This window comes from Corynebacterium pseudopelargi (assembly GCF_003814005.1).
Lineage (GTDB): Bacteria > Actinomycetota > Actinomycetes > Mycobacteriales > Mycobacteriaceae > Corynebacterium > Corynebacterium pseudopelargi.
On sequence record NZ_CP033898.1, the window covers coordinates 1,317,828 to 1,343,593 of the forward strand.

A 25,766-nucleotide genomic window follows, 5' to 3' on the forward strand; every position below is an offset into this window, starting at 1 on the left:
ATGCCTGGAAAGCATGGGCGAAACGCTAAGGCGTAGGCCTTTTAAGCACGCATTTGGGCACCGTGATCCTGCTTCGCACGTTCAGCAGCAGCCAAACGAGCCTCATTGCATTCTTCATCGGTTAGCGTGCGATCGGCAGCACGGAAGGACAAGGAAAACGCCAGCGACTTCTTCTCGGCGCCCAGGGATTCGGAACGGTAGACGTCGAAAAGCTCAACCTGCTCCAATAATTCACCAGCGCCGGCAACGATCGAGGCGCGAACCTCTTCTGCCGGGGTGGATTCATCGACCACCAAGGCCAAATCCTGGTGCAAGGCCGGGAAGCTCGAAAGCACCGGAGCCGGCAACACCGCATCAAAGGGCAATGCCGTGACGTCCAGCTCCATCGCGCACGTGCGCGCAGGCAGATTCAGGCGCTCAAGCACCTGCGGGTGCAGCTCACCGGCGTAACCGACTACCTGATCGTCTACCAACAACGCCGCACAACGGCCCGGGTGCCAAGGCAGCATCTCCGCATTGCGCACTTCCAGTTCCACCCCTCCGGCACGGGCAACGATGCGGGCCGATTCAATAGCGTCGCTAAAGCTATACGCACGCCCTTTGCCCCAAGGGCCACTGTACTGCTGCTCACCTGCACCAACCGTTGCAACGTGCAAAGGCTGATAAGGCAAGGAGGCCAAAAGCTGCTCTACGTCTTGCTCACTGGGGCGCGAGCGCACATCCAACATGGGCGAGGTGCCATCCCCGCGACGGAAGGCCACCTGCTGCAAACCGAACATCGCAACATCCGTGCGGCCGCGGGCAACATTGCGCCCCAAAGCCTCAAGCATGGAAGGCAGCAAGGTGGTAGCAAGCACTGCGTAGTCGCTATCCAGCGGGTTTTGCACCTTTACCGTCGCACGGCGCGGGTCTTCGCTATCAAGGCCCCACACATCAAAGGCATCATTGCGAATAAACGGTGTGGGAAGAATTTCTCCATAGCCGGAATACGCCAAGGCGTGCGCGATGGCGCGACGGCGACGCTGCGCAGGAGAAAGGCCGCGGCCAACAGCCGCCGGAGGCACGATCGAAGGAACAGATTCAAGCCCTTCGAGGCGCAATACCTCTTCAACCAAATCGGCTTGCTGGTCAAGATCAGGCCGCCAGGTGGGAGGCAACACACTAAGTTCATCGCCTTCGCGAGCCACCACGCAACCGACTTCTTGCAGGCGCGCAATCACCGTTTCTGGGCTATAGTCCACGCCGGCAACCTGGCTGGGGCGGCGAATGGACATGCGAATTTCCGCCGGTGCCTCCGCTTTGCCTACCAGGGTGCGCTCGGGGCTCACACTGCCGCCTGCGATGTGGGTGAGCAAGGCGCAGGCTGCGTCGAGGGCGATTTCAATGATCGCCGGATCAACACCGCGTTCGAAGCGGCGCGATGCCTCGGAGCTGAGCTTGTGCCTGCGCGAGGTACGCGCGGTAGTGATGGGATCCCAGTTCGCGGCCTCGAAGATCACGTCTGTGGTGTCGTCTTGGATCTCAGAGGAACTTCCACCCATGACACCGGCAAGCGACTGGATGCCGGAATCATCGGCGATCACCACGTCTTCTTCATGCAGCTCACGATCCACGTGATCAAGGGTGGTGAGTTTCTCGCCTTTTTCAGCGCGGCGCACCACCAAGTTGCCCTGCACCAAGGAGGCATCAAAGGCGTGCATTGGTTGGCCAAGCAGGAACATCACATAGTTGGTCACATCGGTGGCGGCATTGACCGGGCGCTGGCCACACAGCAGTAGCTCACGCTGCAACCAGAAGGGCGATTCCTTCTTCGGGTCAATGCCGACCACCTTGCGCAAACCGAAGCGCCGCGCCTTGGTGTCTTCTTGCAGATCAACGCTTAAAACTTCTCCCTCGGGCGCGGGGACCGAAGAGGTGTCAATGCCGGCTACGGCCAGATCCTCGGCCGGATCAGCAAAATCGAGTTGGAAGGCGCTGGCCAGCTCGCGGGTCAAGCCGCGAGCAGAAAGGGCATAACCACGATCGGGCGTGATGTTGACGTCAAAAACCGTATCGGCAAGGTCAAGGATCTCGCGTGCATCCTGGCCTGGCTCGCCTTCATCTAAGACGATGATGCCGGAGTTTTGCTTATCGCTTAAACCCAACTCAGCGGCCGAACAGATCATGCCGGCAGAGATTTGGCCATAGGTTTTACGCTCGGCAATGGCGAAGTTGCCCGGCAATACTGCACCGGGCAGGGAAACCACCACTAAGTCGCCTTCTTGGAAATTCCTGGCACCGCAGACGATTGATTGCAGCTCTCCGCTGCCATTTGCTTGGCCAACATTGACGTGGCAGTGGCGAATCGGCTTTTTAAAGCCCTCGAGTTCCACAATCTTTTCTACCCGGCCAACCACCAAAGAGCCGGTGGTTTCTGGGATGGGCGCATAGCCTTCAGTTTCGAAACCCACGCGAACATAGCCGGCGTCGAGTTCTTCTGAGGACACAGACCAGCCGGGGTTGGTGTGAGCAAGCAGCCGGGTGACCCAGTGTTGAGAGATCAGCATGGAGCAGTTCTTCCTTTAATCGTCTTTTTGTGTACTTCAGCGATCATTGCTCTTCGGTGGCCTGTATCGCTTCTCAATCTTGAGCCACCGCGACGGCGTTTAGGCTTGCACCCCGAACGGGAGGGTAAAGCGCAGGTCGCCTTCCACCATGTCACGCATATCGCTTAAGCCATTGCGGAACTGCAAGGTGCGTTCAAGACCCATGCCAAATGCAAATCCTGAGTACTCCTCAGGGTCGATACCTGCGGCGCGCAGCACATTGGGATTGACCATGCCGCAGCCACCCCATTCGATCCAGCCCGCGCCACCTTTTTTATTGGCAAACCAGACGTCCACCTCGGCCGAGGGCTCGGTGAAGGGGAAGTAATTGGTGCGCATGCGGGTACGGGTTTCTGGGCCAAAGAGTGTTTTGGCCATGTGATCAAGCGTGCCGCGAAGGTGCGCCATGGTGAGGCCCTTATCCACTGCCAGGCCTTCGATTTGGTGGAAGACCGGCGTGTGGGTGGCGTCGAGCTCATCGGTGCGGAACACCCTGCCCGGGCACACCACATAGATCGGCACTTCGCGCGAGAGCATGGTGCGCATTTGCACCGGTGAGGTGTGGGTGCGCAGCACTTGCTTGGAACCAGGCACGCTCACGTGGAAGGTGTCTTGCAGGGTGCGTGCAGGGTGATCGGGGATGAAGTTCAAGGAATCGAAGTTGAAGTATTCCGCCTCGATCTCAGGCCCATCGGCCACCTCATAGCCCATGGCCACGAAGATATCGGCGATCTGCTCGCTCAAGGTGGTAATCGGGTGCAGCGCACCGGTTTGGCTGCGGGTGGTTGGCTCGGTAACGTCCACGCGCTCTGCACGCAGCACCTCGGCATTGCGCTTTTCTTCCAAGCGGGTTTTTGCCTCGGCGAAGGCCTTTTCCACCCGGCCGCGCGCCATATTTACCAACCGGCCTGCATCTTTGCGCTGCTCTTTGGGGATACTGCCGAGCTGGCGTCGAGCTTGTGGGATGGGTGCTTCATCGCTTAGATGCGCCCGGCGAAGCTCAGCTAATTCCTCCAATGAATCGGCCTGCGCAAAGGCTTGGACGGCCTGCTCGGCAGCATCGTTGAGGAATTCTTCATTCAATTGGATTTCAGACACCCTTGTTTAGACCCTTCACGTTGGTGTTTCGAGGCAATCAACCCCGCCATCATACCTTGCTGTGGCACCTAGCTTTTCGACGAACCCGCGTGGAGCACTTTCGAGGACTCATAGAGGCAAATAGAGGCGGCCGTAGCCAGGTTCAAAGACTCAGCTCGGCCTCGAATCGGGATACGCACCCGGTGGTCGGCTTGCTGTAATAGCTCAGAGCCTAAGCCATGTGCCTCGTTGCCAAAAAGCCAGGCGATAGGTTTGGCCAGGAGTTCTTCGGCATCATCGAGGTCTACTTCCCCATCGGCACTCGTAGCCAATACCTGCATGCCACGGGCACGCACGCTTTGCAGCACGGCCTCAATATTGCTTTCGCGAGCTACTGGCAAATGAAACAGCGAGCCGGCAGATGCGCGCACACACTTAGAGGATTGTGGATCTACCGTTTCTCCTGCAAACACCAGAGCATCTGCACCCATGGCATCTGCCACACGAATCAATGTGCCCGCATTACCCGGCTCATTAGTTTCCACCGGGATGCTCAGTAGCTGCGGTGTGCCGCGCAGTGCTTGCTTGAGTGGCCAAAGCACCGGGTTGCAGATGGCAAACAGGCCCGTGGTGGTTTTGGTATCGGACATGTGCGCCGCGGCGCGGTTATTGATGGGATGGATGTACACGCCCATGTTCTGCGCCAAGGTGAGGATGTGGCCAAACCGCGTGGCTGCTTGCTCGGTGATAAACAGATCCGTGGCAGAGCCTGTGGCTAAGGCTGCTTCTACGGAATTTTCGCCTTCAACGATGAACTTTTGCGCCTTCTTTCTCGCAGCGCTTCGGTGCAGTTTTGCTGCTTGCACCACCCGTGGGGTGCGTTCAGTAAATGGATCTGAAAAATCAATGGAGGCCATGTGGCAAATGTAGCAACCGACCCCCGATCGTCTGAGTGTTGCACCGAAAAACCTGCCCCTACCTCGACAAAGCTTTCCCTGGCATCGAGGCTACGGGGCAGGTATTGCAGGGGTTAGGAGTACACCTTGGTCCAATTTAAGGATTCGAAGGCCTCACGGTTCCCAGCACTGAACTGCTCAAGCAACGCAATGGCATTGGAGGGAGATATTGCAGGCCAGCAGGGTTGGCGGTGCTGCGTAGAAGGTTAAAGGATAAGCCCTGTGGCTTAGGTTGCAAGCTGTGCTGTGAACTTGCTGGTTTTTGCTAGGGAAAATAAAAAACCCGGATCCTCATGGGATCCGGGTGGAAGGCTTTTGCGCCTAGATTAGGCAGCCTTAGGAGCGTTGACGTCCTCAGGCAGAGCAGCCTTGGCGGCCTCGCAGATTGCGGAGAATGCAGCGAAGTCGTTCACGGCGAGATCGGCGAGCACCTTGCGGTCAACCTCGATCTCTGCAAGGCGCAGGCCCTGGATCAGACGGTTGTAGGTGATGTCGTTCATGCGAGCTGCAGCGTTGATGCGGGTGATCCACAGCTTGCGGAACTCCGACTTGCGGGCACGACGATCGCGGTATGCGTACGTCATGGAGTGGAGCCACTGCTCCTTGGCCTTACGGTACAGGCGGGAGCGCTGGCCGCGGTAGCCCTTAGCGGACTTCAGAATATCGCGACGCTTCTTCTTTGCGTTCAGTGAGCGCTTGACACGTGCCACTTGAAAACTTCCTTAATCTATTTGGTGTGTTATTGGGAACTGAAGATTGTGTTGGCGGTGATTAGCCGCGACCAAGCAGGCGCTTCACGCGCTTGGTGTCTGCCTTGGCAACGTCTTCGGTGCCCTTCAGGCGGCGGGTACGAGTCGAGGGCTTGCCCTCGAGCAGGTGGCGGCGGTTAGCCTGCTCACGACGGAGCTTGCCGGAACCGGTGATCTTGACGCGCTTAGCGGTGCCCTTGTGGGTCTTCTGCTTCATTGGATTAACGTCCTTTTTCGAATCTGTTACGTTTCTACTTCTTGCCCTTGCGCACAGGACCAAACACCATGGTCATGTTGCGGCCGTCCTGCTTCGGCTTGGTTTCCACCACGCCAAAATCAGCGACGTCATCAGCGAGGCGCTCAAGGAGACGGAAGCCAAGTTCGGGGCGAGACTGCTCGCGACCGCGGAACATGATGGTCACTTTGACTTTCGAGCCCTTCTCAAGGAAGCGAATCACATTGTTCTTCTTGGTCTCGTAGTCGTGATCATCGATCTTCGGGCGGAACTTCTGTTCCTTCACTACAGTCTGCTGCTGGTTCTTTCGAGCCTCACGAGCCTTTTGGGCTTGTTCGTACTTGAACTTGCCGTAGTCCATGATCTTGCACACCGGAGGCTTCGCGTTGGGCGCAACCTCAACCAGGTCAAGATCTGCGTCATAAGCGAGCTTCCGTGCATCCTCGATGCGGACGATGCCTACCTGTTCACCATTTGGGCCAACCAAACGGATCTCAGGGACTCGGATACGCTCATTAATGCGAGCTTCAGCGCTGATGGGGACTCCTCAAGTAGCAAATTGAACTTTTGACGTACCGCGTCAATCGCCGGGTTTTCACAGAATGAGCGTGCGCTCATGCGAAAAACCCGTTCACCCTCGGGGTGAACGGGAGATCGTGTTCCAGACATACGCTGATACCGCGTGTGTCTTTTACCTTGACCCTTGTCCAGCTTCGTACCGGGGTACTGAAGCGGCTTCGGGTGGGATGATCTCCACTTGCGACCTACTACAGGCATACACCCTTAGTAGGCGGTAGTGGAAGATACCTTAGCAGCAACCTTGGCGGCAGCGCAAAGCGACACGGCCTCAGAGGATTTCTTTGAGGAATTGCCCCGTATAAGAACCAGACACCGCAGCCACATCTTCAGGTGTTCCCTGGGCAACCACTTGCCCACCACCGGATCCGCCTTCTGGGCCCATATCGATGATCCAGTCGGCGGCTTTGATCACATCGAGGTTGTGCTCGATCACGAGCACTGAGTTGCCTTTATCTACCAAGCCTTGGATCACCAGCATCAGCTTGCGAATATCTTCAAAGTGCAACCCGGTGGTTGGCTCATCGAGGATGTAGATGGTGCGACCATTGGAGCGCTTCTGCAACTCCGATGCCAGCTTCACGCGCTGCGCTTCACCACCGGACAAGGTGGTGGCCGATTGCCCTAAGCGCACATAGCCAAGGCCGACCTTATTCAAGGTGGCCAAGTAGCGGTGGATAGAGGTAATTGGCTCGAAGAACTCCGCAGCCTCGCTAATGGGCATATCGAGCACCTCTGCGATGTTCTTGCCCTTGTACTTCACCTCCAGGGTTTCCCGGTTATAGCGCGCACCCTGGCACACCTCGCAGGGAACGTAGACATCGGGGAGGAAGTTCATTTCGATCTTCAGCGTGCCATCGCCCTGGCACGCCTCGCAGCGCCCGCCCTTGACGTTAAAGGAGAAACGCCCGGGCTTATAGCCTCGAACCTTGGCCTCGGTGGTCTCGGCAAAAAGGTTGCGGATCTTGTCAAAAACACCGGTATAGGTGGCGGGATTTGAGCGTGGCGTGCGACCAATCGGCGATTGATCTACCTGCACCAATTTATCCAGATGCTCCATGCCTTCTACGCGCTTGACCCTGCCTGGTACCTGGCGGGAACGGTTGAGCTCATTGGCCAGCACTTTAGAAAGGATCTGGTTAATGAGGGTGGATTTACCCGAACCCGATACGCCGGTAATGCAGGCGAGCACGCCGAGGGGAATGTCGACGTCGATATTGCGCAGGTTGTTTTCCTTAGCGCCGATCACCTTGAGCATTCTTTGGCTATCAATGGCGCGGCGCTGCTCAGGCACGCCGAGCACTTTGCGGCCACTTAAATAGGCGCCGGTAACGGAGTCTTCACAGTCGTTAATGCCTGCCGGATCACCCTGGTAGACCACTTCGCCACCATATTCACCGGCTCTAGGTCCGATATCGACCAACCAGTCGGCGGCACGGATGGTGTCTTCATCGTGTTCGACCACGATCAAGGTATTGCCAATATCGCGCAGGTGCTCAAGGGTGGTAATCAGGCGTTGATTATCGCGCTGGTGCAGGCCAATGGAGGGCTCGTCGAGCACGTAAAGCACCCCGGCCAAACCGGAACCAATCTGGGTGGCCAGGCGGATTCGTTGGGCCTCGCCGCCAGAAAGGGTGCCTGCGGCGCGATTTAAGGTGAGATAGTTCAAGCCGACATCGAGCAGGAATTTCAGGCGTGCCTGGATCTCTTTGAGCACCGCCCCGGCAATCATTTCCTCGCGTGCACCGAGTTGCAGGGTATTGAGAAATTCTGCCGCCTCGGCAACAGAGAGGGCACTGAGGCCAGCAATCGACTGCTCGCCATGCGAGCTAGAGGCGAGGCGAACCGACAATACTTCCGGCCGCAGGCGCGCACCTTGGCAGCTCGGGCAGGCAATCTCTCGGGTATAGGCCAAGAGGCGATCTTTTTGGCTCTCGCTATCGGCCTGATCCAATTTGCGTTGGATATAGCCCAGTACGCCTTCGAATGGCGCAGACCAGCTTCTCATGCGGCCATAACGGTTTTTATAGCGCACTGCTACTTCTTGGTCGCTGCCATGCACTAGCGCATGTTGCTGCTGTTTGCTCAGTTGGGAATAGGGCGTGCGCGGATCGAAGTCCATGGCCTTGGCTAAGGCCTCGATGAGCTTTTCAAAGTAGCGGTGATTGGGGCTGGAATTCCACGGCTGCACCGATTTGATCACTGGCGCATCTTCATCTGGGATGATGAGGTCTACGTCTACCTCGGTGCGCGTACCGAGGCCATCGCAGGCCGGGCAGGCGCCGTATGGGGAGTTAAAAGAAAAGGCGCGTGGTTCAAGCTCGTCAATGTCGAGCGTGTGCCCGTTTGGGCAGGCCATCTTTTCAGAGAAGCGACGAATGCGGTTCGGGTCTTCCGGATCAAGGCCAACAAATTCTAGCGCCACTACGCCGTCGGCAAGCCCAAGGGCCGTTTCTACGGAATCGGTGAGCCTTTGGCGTTGAGAGTCTTTGACTTGAAGGCGATCAACAACGACGTCAATATCGTGCTTGACCTGCTTTTTCAGCTTAGGTGGATCGCTGAGCTGATACACCTGGCCATCCACGCGCACGCGGGCATAGCCCTCGGCGGCAAGCTCGGCGAATAACTCGACAAACTCACCTTTTCTGGTGCGCACCACGGGTGCGAGCACCTGGAATTTCGTGCCTTGTTCAAGTTCCAGGACTTGATCCACGATCTGTTGTGGGGTTTGACGCTGGATTACTGCATCACAGGTCGGGCAGTGCGCGGTGCCGGCGCGGGCATAGAGCAAGCGCAGATAGTCATAGACCTCGGTGATGGTGCCCACCGTGGATCGCGGGTTGCGGTTGGTGGATTTTTGGTCAATGGATACTGCAGGCGAGAGGCCTTCAATGAAGTCCACATCGGGTTTATCCATTTGGCCGAGGAACTGCCGCGCATAGCTTGAAAGCGACTCGACGTATCGGCGCTGGCCTTCGGCGAAGATGGTGTCGAACGCCAGGGAGGATTTACCCGATCCCGACAAGCCGGTGAACACAATGAGGGCATCGCGTGGCAAGTCGATATCAACGCCTTTGAGGTTGTGTTCTCTTGCTCCGCGTACTACCAAACGATCAGCCACGTACTTTGCACCTTCTATAAGTTATCGATTTCTACTGCGCCCGACACGCTCGAAGTTCTTCTTTGGGCCTGAGATTGCGAGGTTTCTATCAACCCCACTATGACAGCGCATGGCGCGGGAGAAAAATTGCATCCTTTCACCTCAACGCCTTGCTCACTACTGCCCCATGCTGCCTCATCCTAGCAAGAGATCGAACAGATGGACGAACACACCTTGCTCGAAGGCGCTAGACTTTCTTTGCATGAGCGAGAACCAACAACCCAAGACCATCCTTGATCAGATTTCCGTGTCCGATATGGACAACAATTGCTACCTTTTGGTCCGTGGCGATCAGGCTTTGCTTATCGACGCCGCGGATAACACCGAAGCACTGCTCGCGTTAGCCAAGCGCCACAACGCCAGCATCACCGCGGTGGTCACCACCCATCAGCACTGGGATCATGTGCGTGCTTTAGAGGAACTGCTCGAGCGCACGGACGCGACCCACATTGCTCCTGCCCCGGATGCTGACGCGCTGCCTGCGAAGGTAGATATTGCGCTTGAACAAGGCGACGCTTTAGATTTTGAAGGCCTCCAGCTTGAGGCGCATATCCTGCGTGGTCACACCCCAGGTGGTTTGGCTTTGTCTTGCCAGATTGACGGCACCACGCACCTGTTTGTAGGCGATAGCCTCTTCCCCGGCGGAGTTGGCAAAACCAATTCCCCCAAGGAATTCGAGCAGCTCTTCTCCGATGTCAAAGAGCAGCTTTTCGATGTCTATCCAGATGATGCGATCGTGCATCCAGGCCACGGTAAGCCCACCATGCTTGGTGCTGAACACCCACAGCTTGATCAGTGGCGTGAGCGCGGCTACTAAGCAACAAAACATAAACAATTTCGCACAAGGTGGCGCTTTATGCGTTGATCTTGGCAATCGGGCGCTATACTCCCCCAACAAGAACGCTTTGCATCTATCTCAAGGAGATTTCTTTTTATGATCCGCAAGCTTGCACGACCGATGATCGCATCGGTATATATCGCCGATGGTGCCGATACCGTCATGAACACCCAGGCTCATGTTGATTCCACCGAGTCGGTTGTCAACAACCTCCGTTCCTTGCTGCCTCGTCAGTACCGCACCTTCATTCCGAAGGATCCGGAGACCGTGGCCAAGGCTGTTGGCGGCACCAAGGTTGGCGCCGGCGCCCTGCTGGCTCTTGGCAAGGCTCCCCGCCTGTCCGCCGCTGTGCTGGCTTTGCTCGCACTGCCCACCTTGATCACCCGCAACGCCTTCTGGGCAGCAGATTCCCGCGAAGAAAAGGTATCGCGCCGCCAGGGCTTCCTTACCAACCTCGCGCTCATCGGTGGCCTTGCCATCACCAGCCTTGATACCGAAGGCAAGCCGGGCCTGAAGTGGCGCGCAGGCCACGCTGCCAAGGTGGCCAATAAGAAGGTGCAAAAGGCTCTGCCTACCAAGTCTGAGACTGAGAAGTTCACCGAGAACGCCCAGGAGCAGGCTTCTGCATTCGCTGCTTCTGCCAAGGATTGGATCGGCGACGCTTCCGATAAGGTGGCCGAGGTTGCCGGCAACGCCAAGGATTATGTTGACGACAACAAAGATGATTGGCTCAAGAGCGCCCAGAAGAACTCCAAGGTAGCCAAGAAGAAGGTAGTCAAGGCTGCCGCTAAGGCTCAGGATCGCGCACAGGCTGCATTGGAAGACGCCGAGAAGGCATCTGGCCGCGCAGCGAAGAAGGCTGATAAGCGCTACGGCAAGCTGCAAAAGGATGCCGCTAAGGCTTTGAAGAAGGCCCAGAAGCGCGTGAAGAACATCTAAAGGTTTTTCTCCACCTTTTTCACCCCACACCTTCGCCCCGCCGGAACGATTCTTTCGGTGGGGCGTTGTTGTGCCGGGGAACAAAATTCACCCCTTGCAGCGTTGTACCTGATCCAAAGCGCAATAGAAAGGATGCGAGCATTCCCAAGCAAGATCAAGCGACGTTAAATGCCGAGCAGGAAAACGTCGATAAGCTTATTGCCACCTTGGACCAAGAAGTTGCCCAGGCAAATGCACGGCTGAAGTCCGTCATGCTCGAGGTAGATCCCTGCAACCCTGATGCCGAGGCGCTGGTGCGGCGCGAAACCGAGTACCACAGCCTGAACGAGAAGATCGATCGGCTCAACCTTGCCCAGCTTGGGTTGGTGTTTGGGCGCATCGACGTAGCCGATGTACCAGAGCACTTGATTGATAACCCGGTCGATGGCCAACCTGGGGTGGATCGTCGCTATATCGGCCGTATGGGCTTGGTTGATCGCGAGGATAATTACCGCACGCTTTTGCTTGATTGGCGCGCCCCCATGGCGCGTCCCTTCTATCTGGCCACCACCGCACACCCTGAGGGCGTGCAGCTTCGGCGTCATATTCGCACCAAGGGCACCAAGGTCACTGCTGTGCACGATGAAGTGCTTTCAGGTCCTGGCAGCGCTGAAGCATCCGGTGTGACCAGCGAGGCTGCCTTGCATGATGCGCTCGAAGCTGCGCGCACCGGGCACATGGCCTCAATTGTCCAGACGATTCAGCGCGAACAAGACCAGATCATCCGCGATGAACACCGCGGTGTGATGGTGGTAGAAGGTGGCCCTGGCACGGGCAAAACTGCTGTGGCCTTGCACCGCATTGCCTATTTGCTTTATACCTGGCGTGAGCAATTGGCCAAGACCGGTGTGTTGATTCTTGGCCCCAATGCCACCTTCTTGGAGTACATCTCGCGGGTGTTGCCGGAATTGGGTGAAACGGGCGTGGTGCTATCTACCGTTGGTGATCTCTACCCCGGTGTCGAGGCCTCAGCGGAGGAATCCCTGCTTGCCCGAGAAATCAAGGGCAGCGAGGAGATGGTGGTGGTTATTGATCGCCTGATCAAACACCACCAGCAACTGCCAGAGAGCACGCGGACCATCAGCATCGATGGCTTGGACATTGCGCTTGAGCCGGCGATGGTCAGGGCTGCTCGCACCCGTGCGAGACGAAGCCGTAAACCGCACAATGAGGCCCGCCCGGTATTTGCTACCGCACTAGCCGAGCAGATCGCCAATGCCATGCGGGACCGTATTGGTGCAGATCCCCTCGGGGGCAAGAATCTGTTGGGCGAAGGCGACTTGGCTGAGTTGCACGATGATGTGCGCCAAGCGCCGATCTTTTCGCAGCTTTGTGCTGAATTCTGGCCGGAGCTTGCACCCACCACGGTGCTGGCGCAGTTCTTTGAGGATCCATCGCTGATCCAGGCCATTGCCTTTGATTATGACGAGGATACTCAACAGGCCCTCTATCGGCGCGATGGTTATGCCTGGGCATCTTCCGATGCTGCTCTTTTAGATGAACTCGCCGCACGGATCGGTGGGCTTGATCCCGAAGAGCAATTAGAGGCTCAGCGCAAGCGTTGGCGCGAGCAGGTGGCAGAAGCCGCCGAGGCCCTCGATGTGCTGACTGGTTCGCAGAATACCGACCTTGACGATGAAGCCGATGCCGAGATCCTTTCTGCCCATGACGTGGTGGATGCCGAAACCTTGGCGGCTCGCCAGGAGGTGCGCGACCAGCGCAGCACTGCCCAGCGCGCTGCAGAGGACCATCGTTGGGCTTTTGGGCACGTCATCATCGACGAGGCTCAGGAGCTGACCCCGATGGAGTGGCGCATGGTGTTTCGCCGCAGTCCCTCGCGGTGGATGACCATCGTGGGCGATCCGGCGCAGACTGGCTCGCCTGCCGGTGTGGATGCCTGGGCTGAAACCCTCGAGCCCTATGTGCACGACCGCTTCCGCACCCACCGGCTGAGCGTGAATTACCGCACCCCGGTCGAGATCATGGAGCTTGCCCACCGCGTGCTGGATGTCTATGCACCTCATGTGCCCAAAGCCCAAGCTTTACGACGTTCCAACGAGCCCATCCGCTACTTGCCCGAAGGGACTGACGCGCTCGCGATTGCCCAGGAGATTCAACAGCGCGAACCAGAAAGGCTCTGTGCCGTCATCGGCCCGGATGCCCAGGCAGGCGATGGCATCCTTGGCATTAGTGCCGCCAAGGGCTTGGAATTTGACCATGTGGTGCTGTTGGATCCCAAGGCCATGGTGGAGGAGTCTCCCCAGGGGTGGCAAAACCTCTATGTGGCCTGCACCCGCGCAACCCAGACGTTAAGCGTTATCGGCGAACTCCCCCTATAGCAACACCCGCCTTCCTTAAAGGGGAAGGCGGGTGTTATTGCTTGAACCGGATTAGCTCACGGTGTGCACAATCATCACATCGCAGTCGGACTGACGAGCCACATCGGCAGGTACCGAGCCAAGCAGGCGGCCGGTGAGTGAGTTAATGCCGCGGTTACCCACGACGAGCAGGTCGGCGTTGTTTTCATTCACGATAGCCATGAGCGCCTCAACCGGGGTGCCTGGGCGGATAGCAGTTTCGATCTTCTGGGCACCGGCGCCGCGTGCGTGCTCTGCGGCCTTGTCCAGGTTCTGCTGAGCTGGGTCATTACCCAGCACCGTTACTGAGTCTTGGCGCAGCGTTTTCGAAGCGTCTTCCTTGCTCTCGTAGTAGGCACAGCCGACGATCAAGGTGGCGTCGAACGCGGCGGCGATCTTAGCGGCACGCTCCACGGCAAGCATGGAGGATTTGGAGCCGTCGGTGCCAACAACGATGGTGGAGTAATCGCTCATGAGAACCTTTCTGAAAGCAATATGTTTATTCAAAGAGCCCTTATAGCTCCGCAATGCTCCAAGTCTAACAACTTCCCGGCCAGGTGCACGCCAAGGTGAGTATCAGCGCATCACATGGGCACTGTGTTGGATCTGGCAGATTACATGCCGGCGTCTTCAAGGCCACGCAATTCCTTTTTCAGATCCGCGATTTCATCACGAAGCCGCCCGGCCAATTCGAACTTCAATTCCCTAGCTGCTGCGGCCATTTCGGCGCTGAGCTGATCAATCAAGGCGCGCACCTGCTCTGTGGGCATCGCCGATACATCGCGGCGCTGGGCCACCAAGGTATCGCCGCTGGCACTCGGTGCTTCTTCCCCATTGGCTTCTGCCACCTGATCCAAAATATCTGCGATCTTCTTCCTCAAAGGCTGAGGATCAATGCCGTGCTCGGTGTTGTAGGCAATCTGCTTTTCGCGTCGGCGCTCCGTTTCATCGATGGCGTATTGCATCGATTCGGTGACCTTATCGGCATACATGATCACTTCACCCGAGACATTGCGGGCGGCACGACCAATGGTTTGGACCAAGGATCGAGTAGAACGCAAGAAGCCTTCCTTATCCGCATCCAGGATGGCCACTAGTGATACTTCGGGTAGGTCGAGACCCTCGCGCAGAAGGTTGATGCCCACGAGCACGTCATATTCACCCAGGCGCAGTTGGCGCAGCAATTCGACGCGCTGCAGGGTATCGATATCCGAGTGCAGGTAGCGCACCCTGATGCCATTTTCTAGCAGATAATCGGTGAGATCCTCGGCCATCTTCTTGGTCAAGGTGGTAACCAGTACGCGTTCCTGCTTGGCGGTGCGTTCGCGGATCTCGTGGATCAGATCGTCGATCTGGCCCTTGGTGGGGCGCACATCCACCTTGGGATCCAACAAGCCGGTGGGACGAATGACTTGCTCTACGAACTCGCCGCCGGCGGCGGCCATCTCATAGTCGCCGGGCGTGGCCGAAAGATAGACGGTTTGGCCAACGCGTGCTTCAAATTCCTCCCAGGTTAAAGGACGGTTATCCAGCGCAGATGGTAGGCGGAAGCCAAATTCCACCAGGTTGCGCTTGCGCGACATATCGCCTTCGAACATGCCGCCAATCTGTGGCACGGTCACGTGGGACTCATCGATGATGGTGAGAAAATCTTCGGGGAAATAATCCAACAGCGTTGCCGGCGCCGTTCCCGCGGGCCTGCCATCGAGGTGGCGAGAGTAGTTCTCAATGCCGGAGCAAAAGCCCACCTGCTCGATCATTTCCAGGTCATATTCGGTGCGCATGCGAAGCCTTTGGGCTTCGAGCAATTTGCCGCGGTTTTCTAGGTCTTCGAGGCGTTCGGCGAGCTCTTCTTTGATATCCGCGACGGCTTTTTCCATCCGCTCTGGCCCTGCCACATAGTGGGTGGCCGGGAAAATCCGGATCTCATCTACCTGGCGCACCACGTCGCCTGTGAGCGGGTGAATGTAGTACAGGGAGTCGATCTCATCGCCAAAGAACTCCACTCTCACGGCGAGTTCTTCATAGGCGGGGATAATGTCTACCACATCGCCTTTCACGCGGAAGGCGCCTCGGGTAAAGCCCACGTCATTTCGGGCGTATTGGATATCCACTAACAGGCGCAGGAAGCGATCGCGTTCTACTTCTTCGCCTACTTTCAGCACCACCGAACGGTCCAGGTAGCTCTGCGGGGTGCCCAAGCCGTAGATGCAAGAAACCGAGCTCACTACCACCACATCGCGACGAGAGAGCAGCGAGCTGGTAGCGCGGTGGCGCAGGCGCTCTACGTCGTCGTTGATGGAAGAGTCTTTTTCAATATAGGTGTCTGTTTGGGCGATATAGGCTTCCGGTTGGTAGTAGTCGTAATAGCTCACGAAGTACTCAACCGCGTTATTGGGCAGTAATTGGCGCAGCTCATTGGCCAATTGGGCAGCCAGGGTTTTATTGGGCGCCATGACTAAGGTGGGGCGCTGTTGTTTTTCAATCAGCCACGCAGCCGTTGCGGATTTACCGGTACCGGTGGCACCAAGGAGCACCACGTCGCGTTCGCCTTGGTTGAGGCGTTGATCCAGCTCGGCAACGGCGGTTGGCTGGTCGCCGGCAGGTTCGTATTCAGACACCACCTCGAATACGCCATCGCTGCGTTCCACTTCCTCTACGGGGCGGAAATCTTCTAAATCGGCGTTGATTTTTTCGGGGTGCTCAGAAGCAAAAGCCATGGGCACTACTGTACCGCGTGTACATACTCCCAGAGTTTGGCTACTTCTGCCTTAAGTGCTTGTTCATCACCTGAGTTATCTACCAGGTAATCGGCGCGGGCGCGGCGCTGCTGATCAGGCATTTGGCGTTCGATGCGAGCCTTGGCATCGTCTGCTTCTAAGCCGCGGTAGGCAACGAGCCTTCGGATTCGCTCCTGTGCTGGAACATCAACCACGATCACGCGATCGACCAAGGCATCGGAGTTGGTTTCAAGCAGCAGTGGGTGATCGAGCACCACGATGGCTGTTGCATCCTCGCGATCTGCGGCCTCAAGCAGCGTTTTGATGCGTTTCGCGATAGCCGGGTGGGTAATGGCGTTGAGCTTCGCGGTGGATGCTTCATCGCGAAAGGCGCGCTGCGCCAATGCTTGGCGCCGTAGGCTTCCATCGCTTTCGATGATGTCTTGGCCAAAGGCCGCGGCGAGTTCTTCTAGGACGGGACTTCCTGGGGCTACGACGTCTCGGGCGACTTGGTCGGCGTCGATAATATTCGCGCCTCGTTCGCGCAACATTGTGGCCACCGTGCTTTTGCCGCTACCGATTCCGCCGGTCAGTCCTATCTTCATAGCTTCGCCATTGTAGCCGAGCCTAAAAGGTAACGCACAACACATTGCCAAGCTGGATACACAGGCGTCACAATTCCTATATAAATGAACTTGTCAGACGTCCTACAACGCTTCTTGGATGCGGAGGAACCCCGGTGAGCACACTTTCACCCTCATTGCATGTTGATGCACCACTACCCCAAGCAATTGATGCCTCAGCACTACAGTCCCTAGCCCATTGCAGCCACGGCACCCTTTTGCTGCACTTCAGCTCCACCATCGACGGCACCCTCCTGCGTATCGACGGCGCCCGTGGCCACATCGAATTAAGCATTGCAGGCGGCAGGATTGACGGCGCGGTGAGCGTCGACAAGCAAGAACGCCACATCGACGCCGAAGACACCCTCGGAATTGACGACGGCAAACCCCACACCCTAGGCCTAGTAGCCAGCGAGGAAGGCCTCGCGCTCTACCTCGACGGCTACGCGGCATTTCACACCACACCGATTGGCTGGTTTGAGCAGCTCGAGGTGCAACGCATCGCCACTGATCCAGCCGGCATCATGCAGGTCCACGCACTCGACATCTTTGATGAGGCCCTGCAGGCCCCGCAGATGGTGGCCAAAGCCCACGCCGCAGCGCCGTTTGTAGAATTCGCCGCCTCTCATCTTTCCGATCGCGACGCACAACGTTGCTCAGCCCTGCACTCCGGTGCCTGGCGCGCACGCTTTCGCTCCCGTGGCCTCGGCCAAGGCGGCACCATCATCCAAGCAGGTGGCGAGCACGGCACCCTCACCCTCGAGCTGATTGATGGCGGCCTGCGCTATAGCGCAACAGATCACGCCACCACGCTGGCAAGCGTTGAGGCCCCCGGCCACTGGGACGATGGCGAATGGCACGATGTGGTCTTAGTTTCCGGCCGCGGCGCCTTGGTGCTGTATGTGGATGGCTACCAGGTGGCACTGGCCCCTGGCGCCTGCTTCTTTGCCGATGTCGCTCCCATCAAGGCCGTGACCGTGGGCATGAACCTCGAACAATCGCGGCTATTTGGCGAAGCCCAAACCGCGGCTATTTTCGACGCAGTGCTCAGCGACGCCCAGGTCAAGCGCCTGGCAGGAGTAAGCCCCATCGAAACCAGGGCATTATTTGATACTGGATTTCATGGATCCAAAAGCTACCGCATTCCATCACTGCTCCGGCTCGCATCGGGCGTGATTCTTGCGGGAGCAGACCGCAGAGTCAGCATCGCCAACGACAGCCCAAACGATATCGACTTCGTGTTGCGCCGCAGCCTCGACGATGGCCAGACCTGGGAGCCGATGCAAACGCTGATCGAATACCCCGGCGAAGGCCGCAAGGGCGCCAGCGTGATCGACTCCGTACTGGTACAAGATCGTGAAAGCGGCAAGGTGATCGTGCTGATCGACCACTTCCCCGGCGGCATTGGTCAACCAAACTGCGAAGTAGGCACCGGTTTTGATGATCAACAGCGCATGCTGCTGCATAACCGCCAGGGTGAGCAATTCGCGCTCAGCACCGATGGCAGCGTGGTCACCCTCGATGGCCAGAGCACCGAATACCGCGTTGATGCCAAAGGCAACGTGTATCAAAGCGACCAACCCGCAGGCAATATCTACCTCGCCTATGGCGTCGACCCCAACGAGAGCCTGTTTAGCCACCGCAGCGCCTATGTACAGATGATCACCAGCGATGACGACGGCGAAACGTGGAGCGATCCGGTGGATATCACCGCAGACATCAAAGCACCATGGATGCGCTTTATTGGTACCTCCCCTGGCAACGGCATCCAACTGCGCCACGGCGAACACGCAGGAAGGATCCTCGTGCCCGCCTACTACAACCACGAAGAAGGCAAGACCTTTTCCTGCTGTGCGCTCTATAGCGATGATCTCGGATCCACCTGGCACCGAGGCGCCTCGCCCAATGATGGCCGAGAGCTTTTTGGCGCCACCCTCGACTCGCGCGCCCTGGAAGATGACCGCGGCTCCTTGCACGAATCCGTCCTGGTAGAAGATTCCCAAGGCCGTGTGCATGTGTACATGCGCAATCAGCACCCCTCCGGGCGCGTCGGCCATGCCGTGTCCACCGATGGCGGTGCCACCTTCGGCGAAGTGGATTACCACCCCGAGCTCACAGAGATCTTCTCTCAGCCCAATGCCATTGAAGTTGAAGTAGCAGGCAAGCCCGCAGTGGTGTTTGCCAACGCCTCCCAAATGCTGCCCTTCCGCGGCTGCGGGGTGCTGCGCCTGAGCTTCGATGAAGGCCGCACTTGGCCACACAACCGCGTATTCCAGCCCCGGCACTACGTGTATCAGTGCATGACACAACTGGCCAATGGCGATATCGGGCTGTTGTGGGAACGCGAAACCCAAGGCCTGTTTTTCAGCCGAATCCCTCTTTCTTGGCTGCTGGCTTCTCGCCAAACCTCGAGCTAAGCCTGCTTTTGGCTCAGCGCACTCTCTACCCCTTGAATAAGCAAAAGGAAACCATGCAATGAATGCGAACCGGGCAGTACCTACTGCCACTGCCCAACTCCCCTGGTATAAGCAGCTCAGCAAAGAAAAATGGAAGGCGTTTTTTGCCGCCTGGCTCGGCGTCTTGCTCGATGGCTACGACTTCGTGCTCATCTCCTTTGCCCTTCCGGCGATCCGCGATGCCTTCGGCTTAAGCCTGGTGCAATCAGCAGCCCTCGTCTCTGCTGCCTTCATCTCCCGCTGGCTTGGCGGCCTCGTGTTGGGTGCGATGGCAGACAAGATGGGCCGCAAACCCGCCATGGTGGCCTCCATCATCCTCTTTGCAGCAGGATCTATCCTCATGGCATTTTCGCCGGGGTTCTGGCTGCTATTTATCTGCCGTCTCGTCATCGGCTTTGCCATGGCCGGCGAGTACTCCTCCTCGGCCACCTACATCATCGAATCCTGGCCGAAACACATGCGCAATAAAGCCTCGGGCTTTTTGCTCTCCGGTTTCGCCTTCGGCGTGATTCTGGCAGCGCAGGTAGATAAATACCTGGTGGCTTGGGTAGAAAGCTGGCACCCAGGCTGGGGTTGGCGTGCGCTCTTCCTCACCGGCATCGTGCCCATCGTGGTGGCCATCTATATGCGCCGTTCTCTGCCTGAGGCTGAGGATTGGGAGCAGCGCCAACAGTCTTCCGACACCAAACACGATATGCTCGCAGTCCTCTTCGGCGGTTCGCGTCGCGTACTCAACTTGGTACTCGTGGTGCTCGCCGCGCTGTTCTTGTTGTTGATCTTCTCGCGCCTGGTCGGTCCTGCGGTGATCGTGCCGCTAAGTGTGGTCTGCGCAGGCATCTTCATCTTCTTCGTCTACCAATTCGATCCGAAGCGTTGGGTCATTGGTGTTGCGATCATGGTGACGATCTTCGCCTCCTTCATGTACACCTGGCCTATCCAAGGACTTCTGCCCACCTACCTCAAAGACGTAGGCATGGATCCCAACACCGTGGCCAACGTGATCACCTTCGCAGGCTTTGGTAACGCCTTGGGCTATATCATTGCCGGTTTTGCCGGCGACCGTTTTGGTATGCGCCGGTGGTATGCCATCTCCATCATCATCTCTCAAACCATCGTCTTCCCGCTGTTTATGCAAAACGGCGAGCTGGTAGCACTGGTTGCCATCTTGCTCTTTGTCAATCAGATGTTCGGCCAGGGCATTTCGGGCCTTTTGCCCAAGTGGGTGGCCTCCTACTTCCCCATCGAACGACGCGCCGCAGGCCTGGGCTTTTGCTATAACGTTGGCGCCTTAGGCGGTGCCGTAGGCCCCGTACTCGGTGCCGCGCTGGCTGGCAGTTCCCTTGGTTTTGGTGGCGCCTTGGCCGTGCTTTCCGTGGGCTTCGCTGGCATCGTGGTGCTTTCCATTGGCCTGAACTTGCCTCGGATGCTGCAAAAGCTTGTCGACGCCTCCGCTGTTCGCCCCGAAGACGGCAATGACGAGATCATCGCGAAAGCATAGGAAGTGCATCAACATGTCGTACTTTGTTGTAGGAGCGTATGCCTCCCAACCACCCGAGCTTGATGCGCAGCGTCGCTACTATGACCTGCTGGCTGAAACCGGCTGGGTGGATGGACTCGAGGTGCCGTATCCAGGCCAGATGCACGAGAGTTTCCTCGGCTCCTTGTTAGAGGGGCGTTTCCAGCACAGCGTGCTCACCGCAATACCTGGCACCATGGTCAATGTGTGGGATGATCCCGATTTCGGTCTTGGATCTCCCACTGCCGCCGGCAGGGCCAAGGCCATGGAGTTTTGTGCCCAGCTTCGCAATTCCCTTGAGGCGATGCACCGCGAGCATGGCCATATCTTCGACTGGGTGGCGCTGCATTCTGCGCCGAGCAATCGCTCTACTGCCGAGGATTTCCATGCATCACTTGAACAACTGCTCACCTGGGATTGGTGTGGTGCCAAGATCGTGATTGAGCATTGCGATGAACGATCTGATGAGCATGAAGCAGAAAAGGGCTTCTTATTGCTCGAAGAGGAATTGGCCATTGCCCAAGAGCTCGGCCTACATTGCTCCTTGAACTGGGGGCGCTCCGCGGTAGGTTCCCGCGGTGATATCCGGCCTCAACAGCACGTTGCCCAGGCCAAAGCAAGCGGCGTGCTTGCCGGAGTGATCTTTTCTGGGGCCTCCCCGCAGGCCACGCAATACGGCCCGGCTTGGATTGATGGGCACTTACCTTTAAGCCTTGATGAGCCCGCCTCGTTGATGACGCCCGAACAGGTAGCGCAATCCTGCGCGCTTGCCGGCGATGTGGATTATTTAGGCGCTAAATGTTGTGTGCCCAAGGATGCCAGCCTTGAGCAACGCTTGGGCATGATCGAACGCATTTATCGGTGCTGCCAGGCCTAATACATGGCAAATGCCGTTGCCCCTTTGATCGGGGCAACGGCATTATTTTTTTTGCTGTGCGCTTAGGCGTCCTTAGCGCGGGTGGTGATGACCACGCTGTTTGCATCGGCGTGGTCGACGGCAGTGCCTTCCACGTCAGCGAACTTCGGGGTGTTGGTCACCAGCACCGGGGTGATCAGGTTATAGCCCTGAGACTCAATGAAGTCAGGATCAAAGCTGATGAGCTTCTCGCCAGCCTTGACGTGCTGCTTCTTGTCTACATGGACGGTGTAGCCCTCACCATTGAGCTGGACGGTATCGATACCGACGTGCACCAGCAGGTCCACACCGGAATCCAGGCGCAGGCCAACTGCGTGACCGGACTTTTGCACGGTGAGCACGGTGGCGTCGGCAGGGGCTACAACCTCAGTACCCGAGGGCACGATGGCGACACCCTTGCCCAGCTTGCCGCCGGCGAAGATCGGATCAGGAACCTCAGACAGCGGCACTGCCTTGCCCTCGAGCGGAGCAGTGATTTGGGTCAGCGCACCGGGCTCCAGCGCGGTCTTTACAGGCTTGGTGGCGGTAGCAACCCCACCAGCGGCTGCAGCACCAGCGGCAGCGGGAGCAGCAGCGGTGGTGGCGTCTTCCTGAGCAGACTCGGATTCAACAGCAGCGGATTCTGCGGCGAGGCGCTCGAGCACCTCGGCCTTTTCTTCCTTGGTGCGGTAGTCCATCACGATGACCAAAGCCATGGAGGTGAAGAATGCGACGGCGATACCGATGAGGTAGCCACCCATGGGCTCCATCGCGGGGAAGGTGAGCAAGGAGGTAAAGACGAAGGCCTTTGCCTTGACGTCGAAGAGGCCGATGATGAAACCGCCGATGGCACAGCCGGGAAGCAGTGCTAGGTAGGAACGGCGGAAGCGCAGCAGCACACCGTAGAGCGAAGGCTCAGAGATACCGCCGAGCAGGCCGGCCATCATACCGCCCATGGAAACCTGACGCATGGTGGCGTTGCGCTCCTTGATGGAGAGGATGAGCACGCCGGTGACCACACCGAAGCAGGCGAAGTTCCATGCACCCATGGGGCCTTGGATGAAGTCGTAGCCCAGGGTTGCGATGTTTTGGATCATGATCACGTTCAGCGGCCAGTGCAGACCCAGCGGCACCAGGAATGGGTACAGCAGCGGCACCACGATGGCGAGGATCAGCGGGCTGAAGTTGTTAATGGCGGAGAGCATGTTAGAGATGCCAACGCCGGTGTAGATACCGAAGGGGCCGAGCAGGAAGGCCGTCAGCGGGATCATGATCAGCAGCGAGAAGAATGGCACGAAGACCATGTGCACGGACTGAGGGATGATCTTCTTGAACAGCTTCTCAACCCAGTACAGGCCGATCGCGGCGAGCAGCGGTGGGAACACCTGTCCGCCGTAGTCATTGAGCACCATGGGCAGGCCGAAGACGGTGACCTTGTACACGTCGGCACCATTGGCGGCCTGGGTAACAACCGTTTCTGGCAGCTCCTTCATGGCGATGAACTGCGGGGTCATCAATGCGGCAGGGATTGCGGCACCGACCCACTCATTGGCGCCGAGCTTACGGGCAGCGGTGGCACCGACCATGATGGGCAGGAAGTAGAACACGGAGTTCCACATTGCGTGCATGAACTGGTACGTCGGAGGCTGCTGTTCTGCACGGAAGTCTTGCCAACCGAAGGTATCGGCCAGCACGAGCATGGTGATGATCAGCGATGCGCCGAGCAGCGCCCAAAGGATCGGGCGGAAGGTATCAGAGAGCACCTCGAAGCCGTAGTCGATCCACGAGTACTTGCCGCGAGCTCCGCCGTATTCCTTCTTGCCGCTCGCGGCCTTCTTGGTTTCACCACCGGTGAGCTTTTGCAGTTCTTGGTAGTAGTTCGCAACAGCACCACCCATAACAACCTGCAGGCCGGTGGAGCCTTGGGGGACGACGCCGAGCACGTCGGGGTTGTTGTCGAGGGCGGTTTGGTCAGCCTTGGACTGGTCTGCGAGCTGGAAACGAAGTCGTGTTGCACAGTGCGTGAGCGACACGATGTTCTCAGCGCCACCGACCTTGTCCAGGATGAACTCTGAAGTCTGCTTCACAGAAGACGCCATGAGTCACCTTTCAAGAGAGGATGGAGGTTCTTCGCCCGAAATGTTGTAACAGTCACATACGGAACTAAAACCGGAAAACAATCACATCATAATGTTCATGCGGGCAAAAATACAACACTAAGCCAAACAACTTCCAACGCGAACGCAACGTTTCCCAAGTCTCCAGACAATCCTCCCCGCCAAAAGCGACTAAACACACAGCTTTGCTTCACGAGAAAATACCGGAGCGCATAAAAACCCGAGGAGATCTCGCTCCTCGGGTCAATCGCTTATGTATTCCTCCTAGCGCTGGCTCGCCTGGCGGATGGCGTAGAAGTACCAGCCATCAGACATGCGGAAGCACTCAGAGGTTCCGGCTGGCCACTGGCCTTGCATTTGCACACAGTTGGTAGAAGTGCCGGTGCCATACGGGCCCATGGCTACCCATTCGAATCCTTGCGGGGCAGAATATGGCGGATTAGGAAACGCCTCTTGCTGTTGCTGAGGCACATAAGTTGGCTCCGGGGCCGAAGTTGGCTCTGCGCGGCGTTGCTGATCTTCAACAATGCCATCTAGTTCCCTTTGGAAGGCATCGCGGCGAGCGCTCATGGAGGCTTCTTCCCTTGCCGCTTCCTCACTCTTGCTGCGCTCGGCGGCAGAAGAACGTTCAAGTTCGCGCTCGCGACTTTGCTGGGCCTCGCTTTCGCGAACGCGGGAAAGCTCCGCAGAAAGCGAAGCCGCTTCCTTCTCGGCGTCGGAGTTGCCACAGGCCGCCAACATCAGTGCCGCGAACCCCAGTGCTAAAAATCGCCGATTCATATCCTACCCCTTGGTTCATCGATACTCGCGTTGTTGCCTTAGCCTATCGATATCTGCCAATAAAGGCAGAGGTTTGACCGTTTTATCCCCCGCTGCTTACCCCAAGAAAAAGGCACAGTTGCAAGATCTGTGGGGTGATCGGTGTGCGACGTGGGGCGTCGACAAGCAAACACCGATGACGGCAGCTTCACAGAAAATACCCAGTGATTCGCCAGCGCCTGGGCACCTGCGCCACATTGAGGTCTGGCTAAGATGTCCTTCGCGATAATCGTTATCACTTGAAGAAAGGTTGGATCCTTCCTCTTGCTCAAACAACTCCTAGCCCCCACGCTGATCTACGCGGCCATCTCAACCCTTGGCTTCAGCATCATCAGCGCGCTGTTCAACGTGGAATACAGCGACCCCAAAATGCAGTACCTGGGCATCAGCTTCATGCTGGTCTCTGCAGCCTTTGTTGCCTACCTCCTTCGAGGCCGCTTGAACCTCAAAGCCTGGAATGGGTCGCGCCGCCTTCCGCGCCACTACCGCTACGCCCTGGGCGTACTAAGCATTGCAACGCTGGTCACGTTCATTGCCGCCCCGATTGAATTCGCGCTCAGGGGCGTGCTCTCCCCGCTCATCTTCGCGGCAGCCGTGTTGAGTCTGCTCATTGGTTTTTCAGAAGAAGGCTTTTTTAGAAAGTTCATCCTCGACCACGTCTCCCCTTCGGCCTCGCTACGCTCGAAGGCCACATGGCTGATTGCTTCGGTGCTGCTTTTTGGGCTTTTACACATGACCAATGTGCTCAGCGGCATGCCTGTTGGCGCAGCCCTTGATCAATCGATCAAGGCAATGCCCATGGGCTTGGTGGCCGGTTTGATCTACCTTCGCACTCGCGCCTTTGTGCCCCTGTTGCTATGGCATGCAAGCATTGATTTCACGCTCTTTGCTAATGCGCAACAGCCCTTCTACTTTGGTGGCTTCTGGGGCATCATCATCGATGCTTGCGTCATCCTGCTCACCGTGTTTGTGATCTGGGATGTGATCAAAGCGCTTCGAACACAGCGCTCGGGCGCCTAAGTCGTATCGGCCTTTCATGCAACAGACCCCCAGCCCTTATTGCAAGGGTTGGGGGTCTTGATTTGCTTGCCGGTGTGCCTGATCAGGCA

Annotated in this window: 19 protein-coding genes; 7 read left to right on the forward strand and 12 right to left on the reverse strand. The window is 57.6% G+C overall.

The window, feature by feature from the left end; translation table 11 throughout:
* Nucleotides 1-41 precede the first annotated feature (41 nt).
* From pheT to uvrA, 7 genes are all read right to left on the reverse strand, one after another.
* Nucleotides 42-2,546, reverse strand: coding sequence for a phenylalanine--tRNA ligase subunit beta (pheT, locus tag CPPEL_RS06170; RefSeq protein WP_123960302.1), 2,505 nt, complete (start codon nt 2,544-2,546; stop codon nt 42-44).
* Nucleotides 2,547-2,645: 99 nt separating this feature from the next.
* Entirely contained in the window at nt 2,646-3,683 is a 1,038-nt protein-coding gene (gene pheS, locus CPPEL_RS06175; protein ID WP_123960303.1) for a phenylalanine--tRNA ligase subunit alpha, read from the reverse strand.
* Between the two features lie 68 nt (nt 3,684-3,751).
* Nucleotides 3,752-4,579, reverse strand: coding sequence for a TrmH family RNA methyltransferase (locus CPPEL_RS06180; RefSeq protein WP_123960304.1), 828 nt, complete (start codon nt 4,577-4,579; stop codon nt 3,752-3,754).
* 365 nt (nt 4,580-4,944) lie between these two features.
* Complete coding sequence (gene rplT, locus CPPEL_RS06185) at nt 4,945-5,328, reverse strand: 50S ribosomal protein L20 (protein WP_123960305.1); 384 nt, start codon at nt 5,326-5,328, stop codon at nt 4,945-4,947.
* Between the two features lie 61 nt (nt 5,329-5,389).
* Entirely contained in the window at nt 5,390-5,584 is a 195-nt protein-coding gene (gene rpmI / locus CPPEL_RS06190; RefSeq protein ID WP_123960306.1) for a 50S ribosomal protein L35, read from the reverse strand.
* A 34-nt stretch (nt 5,585-5,618) separates the two neighbouring features.
* Nucleotides 5,619-6,140, reverse strand: a complete 522-nt coding sequence (gene infC, locus CPPEL_RS06195) for a translation initiation factor IF-3 (RefSeq protein ID WP_123960307.1) — start codon at nt 6,138-6,140, stop codon at nt 5,619-5,621.
* A 309-nt stretch (nt 6,141-6,449) separates the two neighbouring features.
* On the reverse strand, nt 6,450-9,299 hold the full coding sequence (gene uvrA / locus CPPEL_RS06200; protein WP_123960308.1) for an excinuclease ABC subunit UvrA: 2,850 nt from the start codon (nt 9,297-9,299) through the stop codon (nt 6,450-6,452).
* Nucleotides 9,300-9,540: 241 nt separating this feature from the next.
* Between uvrA and CPPEL_RS06205 the strand changes: the two genes are divergently transcribed.
* The 3 genes from CPPEL_RS06205 (at nt 9,541) to CPPEL_RS06215 (ending at nt 13,493) form a co-directional block, all read left to right on the forward strand.
* On the forward strand, nt 9,541-10,155 hold the full coding sequence (locus CPPEL_RS06205; protein WP_245990403.1) for an MBL fold metallo-hydrolase: 615 nt from the start codon (nt 9,541-9,543) through the stop codon (nt 10,153-10,155).
* Between the two features lie 117 nt (nt 10,156-10,272).
* Complete coding sequence (locus CPPEL_RS06210) at nt 10,273-11,115, forward strand: DoxX family membrane protein (protein ID WP_123960309.1); 843 nt, start codon at nt 10,273-10,275, stop codon at nt 11,113-11,115.
* Nucleotides 11,116-11,255: 140 nt separating this feature from the next.
* Nucleotides 11,256-13,493, forward strand: coding sequence for a HelD family protein (locus CPPEL_RS06215; RefSeq protein ID WP_487249546.1), 2,238 nt, complete (start codon nt 11,256-11,258; stop codon nt 13,491-13,493).
* A 51-nt stretch (nt 13,494-13,544) separates the two neighbouring features.
* On the opposite strand, the gene CPPEL_RS06220 is transcribed toward CPPEL_RS06215, so the two are convergent.
* The 3 genes from CPPEL_RS06220 to coaE all read right to left on the reverse strand — a co-directional run bounded on the left by CPPEL_RS06220 (nt 13,545) and on the right by coaE (nt 16,836).
* On the reverse strand, nt 13,545-13,985 hold the full coding sequence (locus CPPEL_RS06220) for a universal stress protein (protein WP_123960310.1): 441 nt from the start codon (nt 13,983-13,985) through the stop codon (nt 13,545-13,547).
* 140 nt (nt 13,986-14,125) lie between these two features.
* Nucleotides 14,126-16,231, reverse strand: a complete 2,106-nt coding sequence (uvrB, locus tag CPPEL_RS06225) for an excinuclease ABC subunit UvrB (protein ID WP_123960311.1) — start codon at nt 16,229-16,231, stop codon at nt 14,126-14,128.
* Between the two features lie 5 nt (nt 16,232-16,236).
* Complete coding sequence (gene coaE / locus CPPEL_RS06230) at nt 16,237-16,836, reverse strand: dephospho-CoA kinase (protein WP_123960312.1); 600 nt, start codon at nt 16,834-16,836, stop codon at nt 16,237-16,239.
* 134 nt (nt 16,837-16,970) lie between these two features.
* On the opposite strand from coaE, the gene CPPEL_RS06235 reads away from it, so the two are divergent.
* From CPPEL_RS06235 to CPPEL_RS06245, 3 genes are read left to right on the forward strand one after another with little or no spacing between them, the layout of a single operon-like run.
* Entirely contained in the window at nt 16,971-19,271 is a 2,301-nt protein-coding gene (locus CPPEL_RS06235) for an exo-alpha-sialidase (protein ID WP_245990404.1), read from the forward strand.
* A 58-nt stretch (nt 19,272-19,329) separates the two neighbouring features.
* Nucleotides 19,330-20,808 carry an MFS transporter gene (locus CPPEL_RS06240; protein WP_123960313.1) on the forward strand — a complete coding sequence of 493 codons (1,479 nt, stop codon included), beginning with the start codon at nt 19,330-19,332 and terminating at the stop codon, nt 20,806-20,808.
* A 13-nt stretch (nt 20,809-20,821) separates the two neighbouring features.
* Nucleotides 20,822-21,703 carry a DUF4862 family protein gene (locus CPPEL_RS06245; protein WP_123960314.1) on the forward strand — a complete coding sequence of 294 codons (882 nt, stop codon included), beginning with the start codon at nt 20,822-20,824 and terminating at the stop codon, nt 21,701-21,703.
* 62 nt (nt 21,704-21,765) lie between these two features.
* Here the strand turns inward: CPPEL_RS06245 and CPPEL_RS06250 are convergent, their stop codons facing one another.
* Nucleotides 21,766-23,820 (reverse strand): glucose PTS transporter subunit IIA, encoded by a 2,055-nt coding sequence (locus CPPEL_RS06250; protein ID WP_123960315.1) that lies wholly within the window; start codon nt 23,818-23,820, stop codon nt 21,766-21,768.
* Nucleotides 23,821-24,102: 282 nt separating this feature from the next.
* Nucleotides 24,103-24,618, reverse strand: coding sequence for a hypothetical protein (locus CPPEL_RS06255; protein WP_123960316.1), 516 nt, complete (start codon nt 24,616-24,618; stop codon nt 24,103-24,105).
* A 303-nt stretch (nt 24,619-24,921) separates the two neighbouring features.
* Between CPPEL_RS06255 and CPPEL_RS06260 the strand changes: the two genes are divergently transcribed.
* Complete coding sequence (locus tag CPPEL_RS06260) at nt 24,922-25,677, forward strand: CPBP family intramembrane glutamic endopeptidase (protein ID WP_123960317.1); 756 nt, start codon at nt 24,922-24,924, stop codon at nt 25,675-25,677.
* Nucleotides 25,678-25,766 lie beyond the last annotated feature (89 nt).

Excerpts from the sequence above, each read along its gene's own strand:
- pheT (WP_123960302.1), bottom strand. The coding sequence starts at position 2,546 with ATGCTGATCTCTCAACACTGGGTCACCCGGCTGCTTGCTCACACCAAC.
- CPPEL_RS06180 (WP_123960304.1), bottom strand. The coding sequence starts at position 4,579 with ATGGCCTCCATTGATTTTTCAGATCCATTTACTGAACGCACCCCACGG.
- rpmI (WP_123960306.1), bottom strand. The coding sequence starts at position 5,584 with ATGAAGCAGAAGACCCACAAGGGCACCGCTAAGCGCGTCAAGATCACC.
- CPPEL_RS06205 (WP_245990403.1), top strand. The coding sequence starts at position 9,541 with ATGAGCGAGAACCAACAACCCAAGACCATCCTTGATCAGATTTCCGTG.
- CPPEL_RS06210 (WP_123960309.1), top strand. The coding sequence starts at position 10,273 with ATGATCCGCAAGCTTGCACGACCGATGATCGCATCGGTATATATCGCC.
- CPPEL_RS06220 (WP_123960310.1), bottom strand. The coding sequence starts at position 13,985 with ATGAGCGATTACTCCACCATCGTTGTTGGCACCGACGGCTCCAAATCC.
- uvrB (WP_123960311.1), bottom strand. The coding sequence starts at position 16,231 with ATGGCTTTTGCTTCTGAGCACCCCGAAAAAATCAACGCCGATTTAGAA.
- coaE (WP_123960312.1), bottom strand. The coding sequence starts at position 16,836 with ATGAAGATAGGACTGACCGGCGGAATCGGTAGCGGCAAAAGCACGGTG.
- CPPEL_RS06240 (WP_123960313.1), top strand. The coding sequence starts at position 19,330 with ATGAATGCGAACCGGGCAGTACCTACTGCCACTGCCCAACTCCCCTGG.
- CPPEL_RS06245 (WP_123960314.1), top strand. The coding sequence starts at position 20,822 with ATGTCGTACTTTGTTGTAGGAGCGTATGCCTCCCAACCACCCGAGCTT.
- CPPEL_RS06250 (WP_123960315.1), bottom strand. The coding sequence starts at position 23,820 with ATGGCGTCTTCTGTGAAGCAGACTTCAGAGTTCATCCTGGACAAGGTC.
- CPPEL_RS06255 (WP_123960316.1), bottom strand. The coding sequence starts at position 24,618 with ATGAATCGGCGATTTTTAGCACTGGGGTTCGCGGCACTGATGTTGGCG.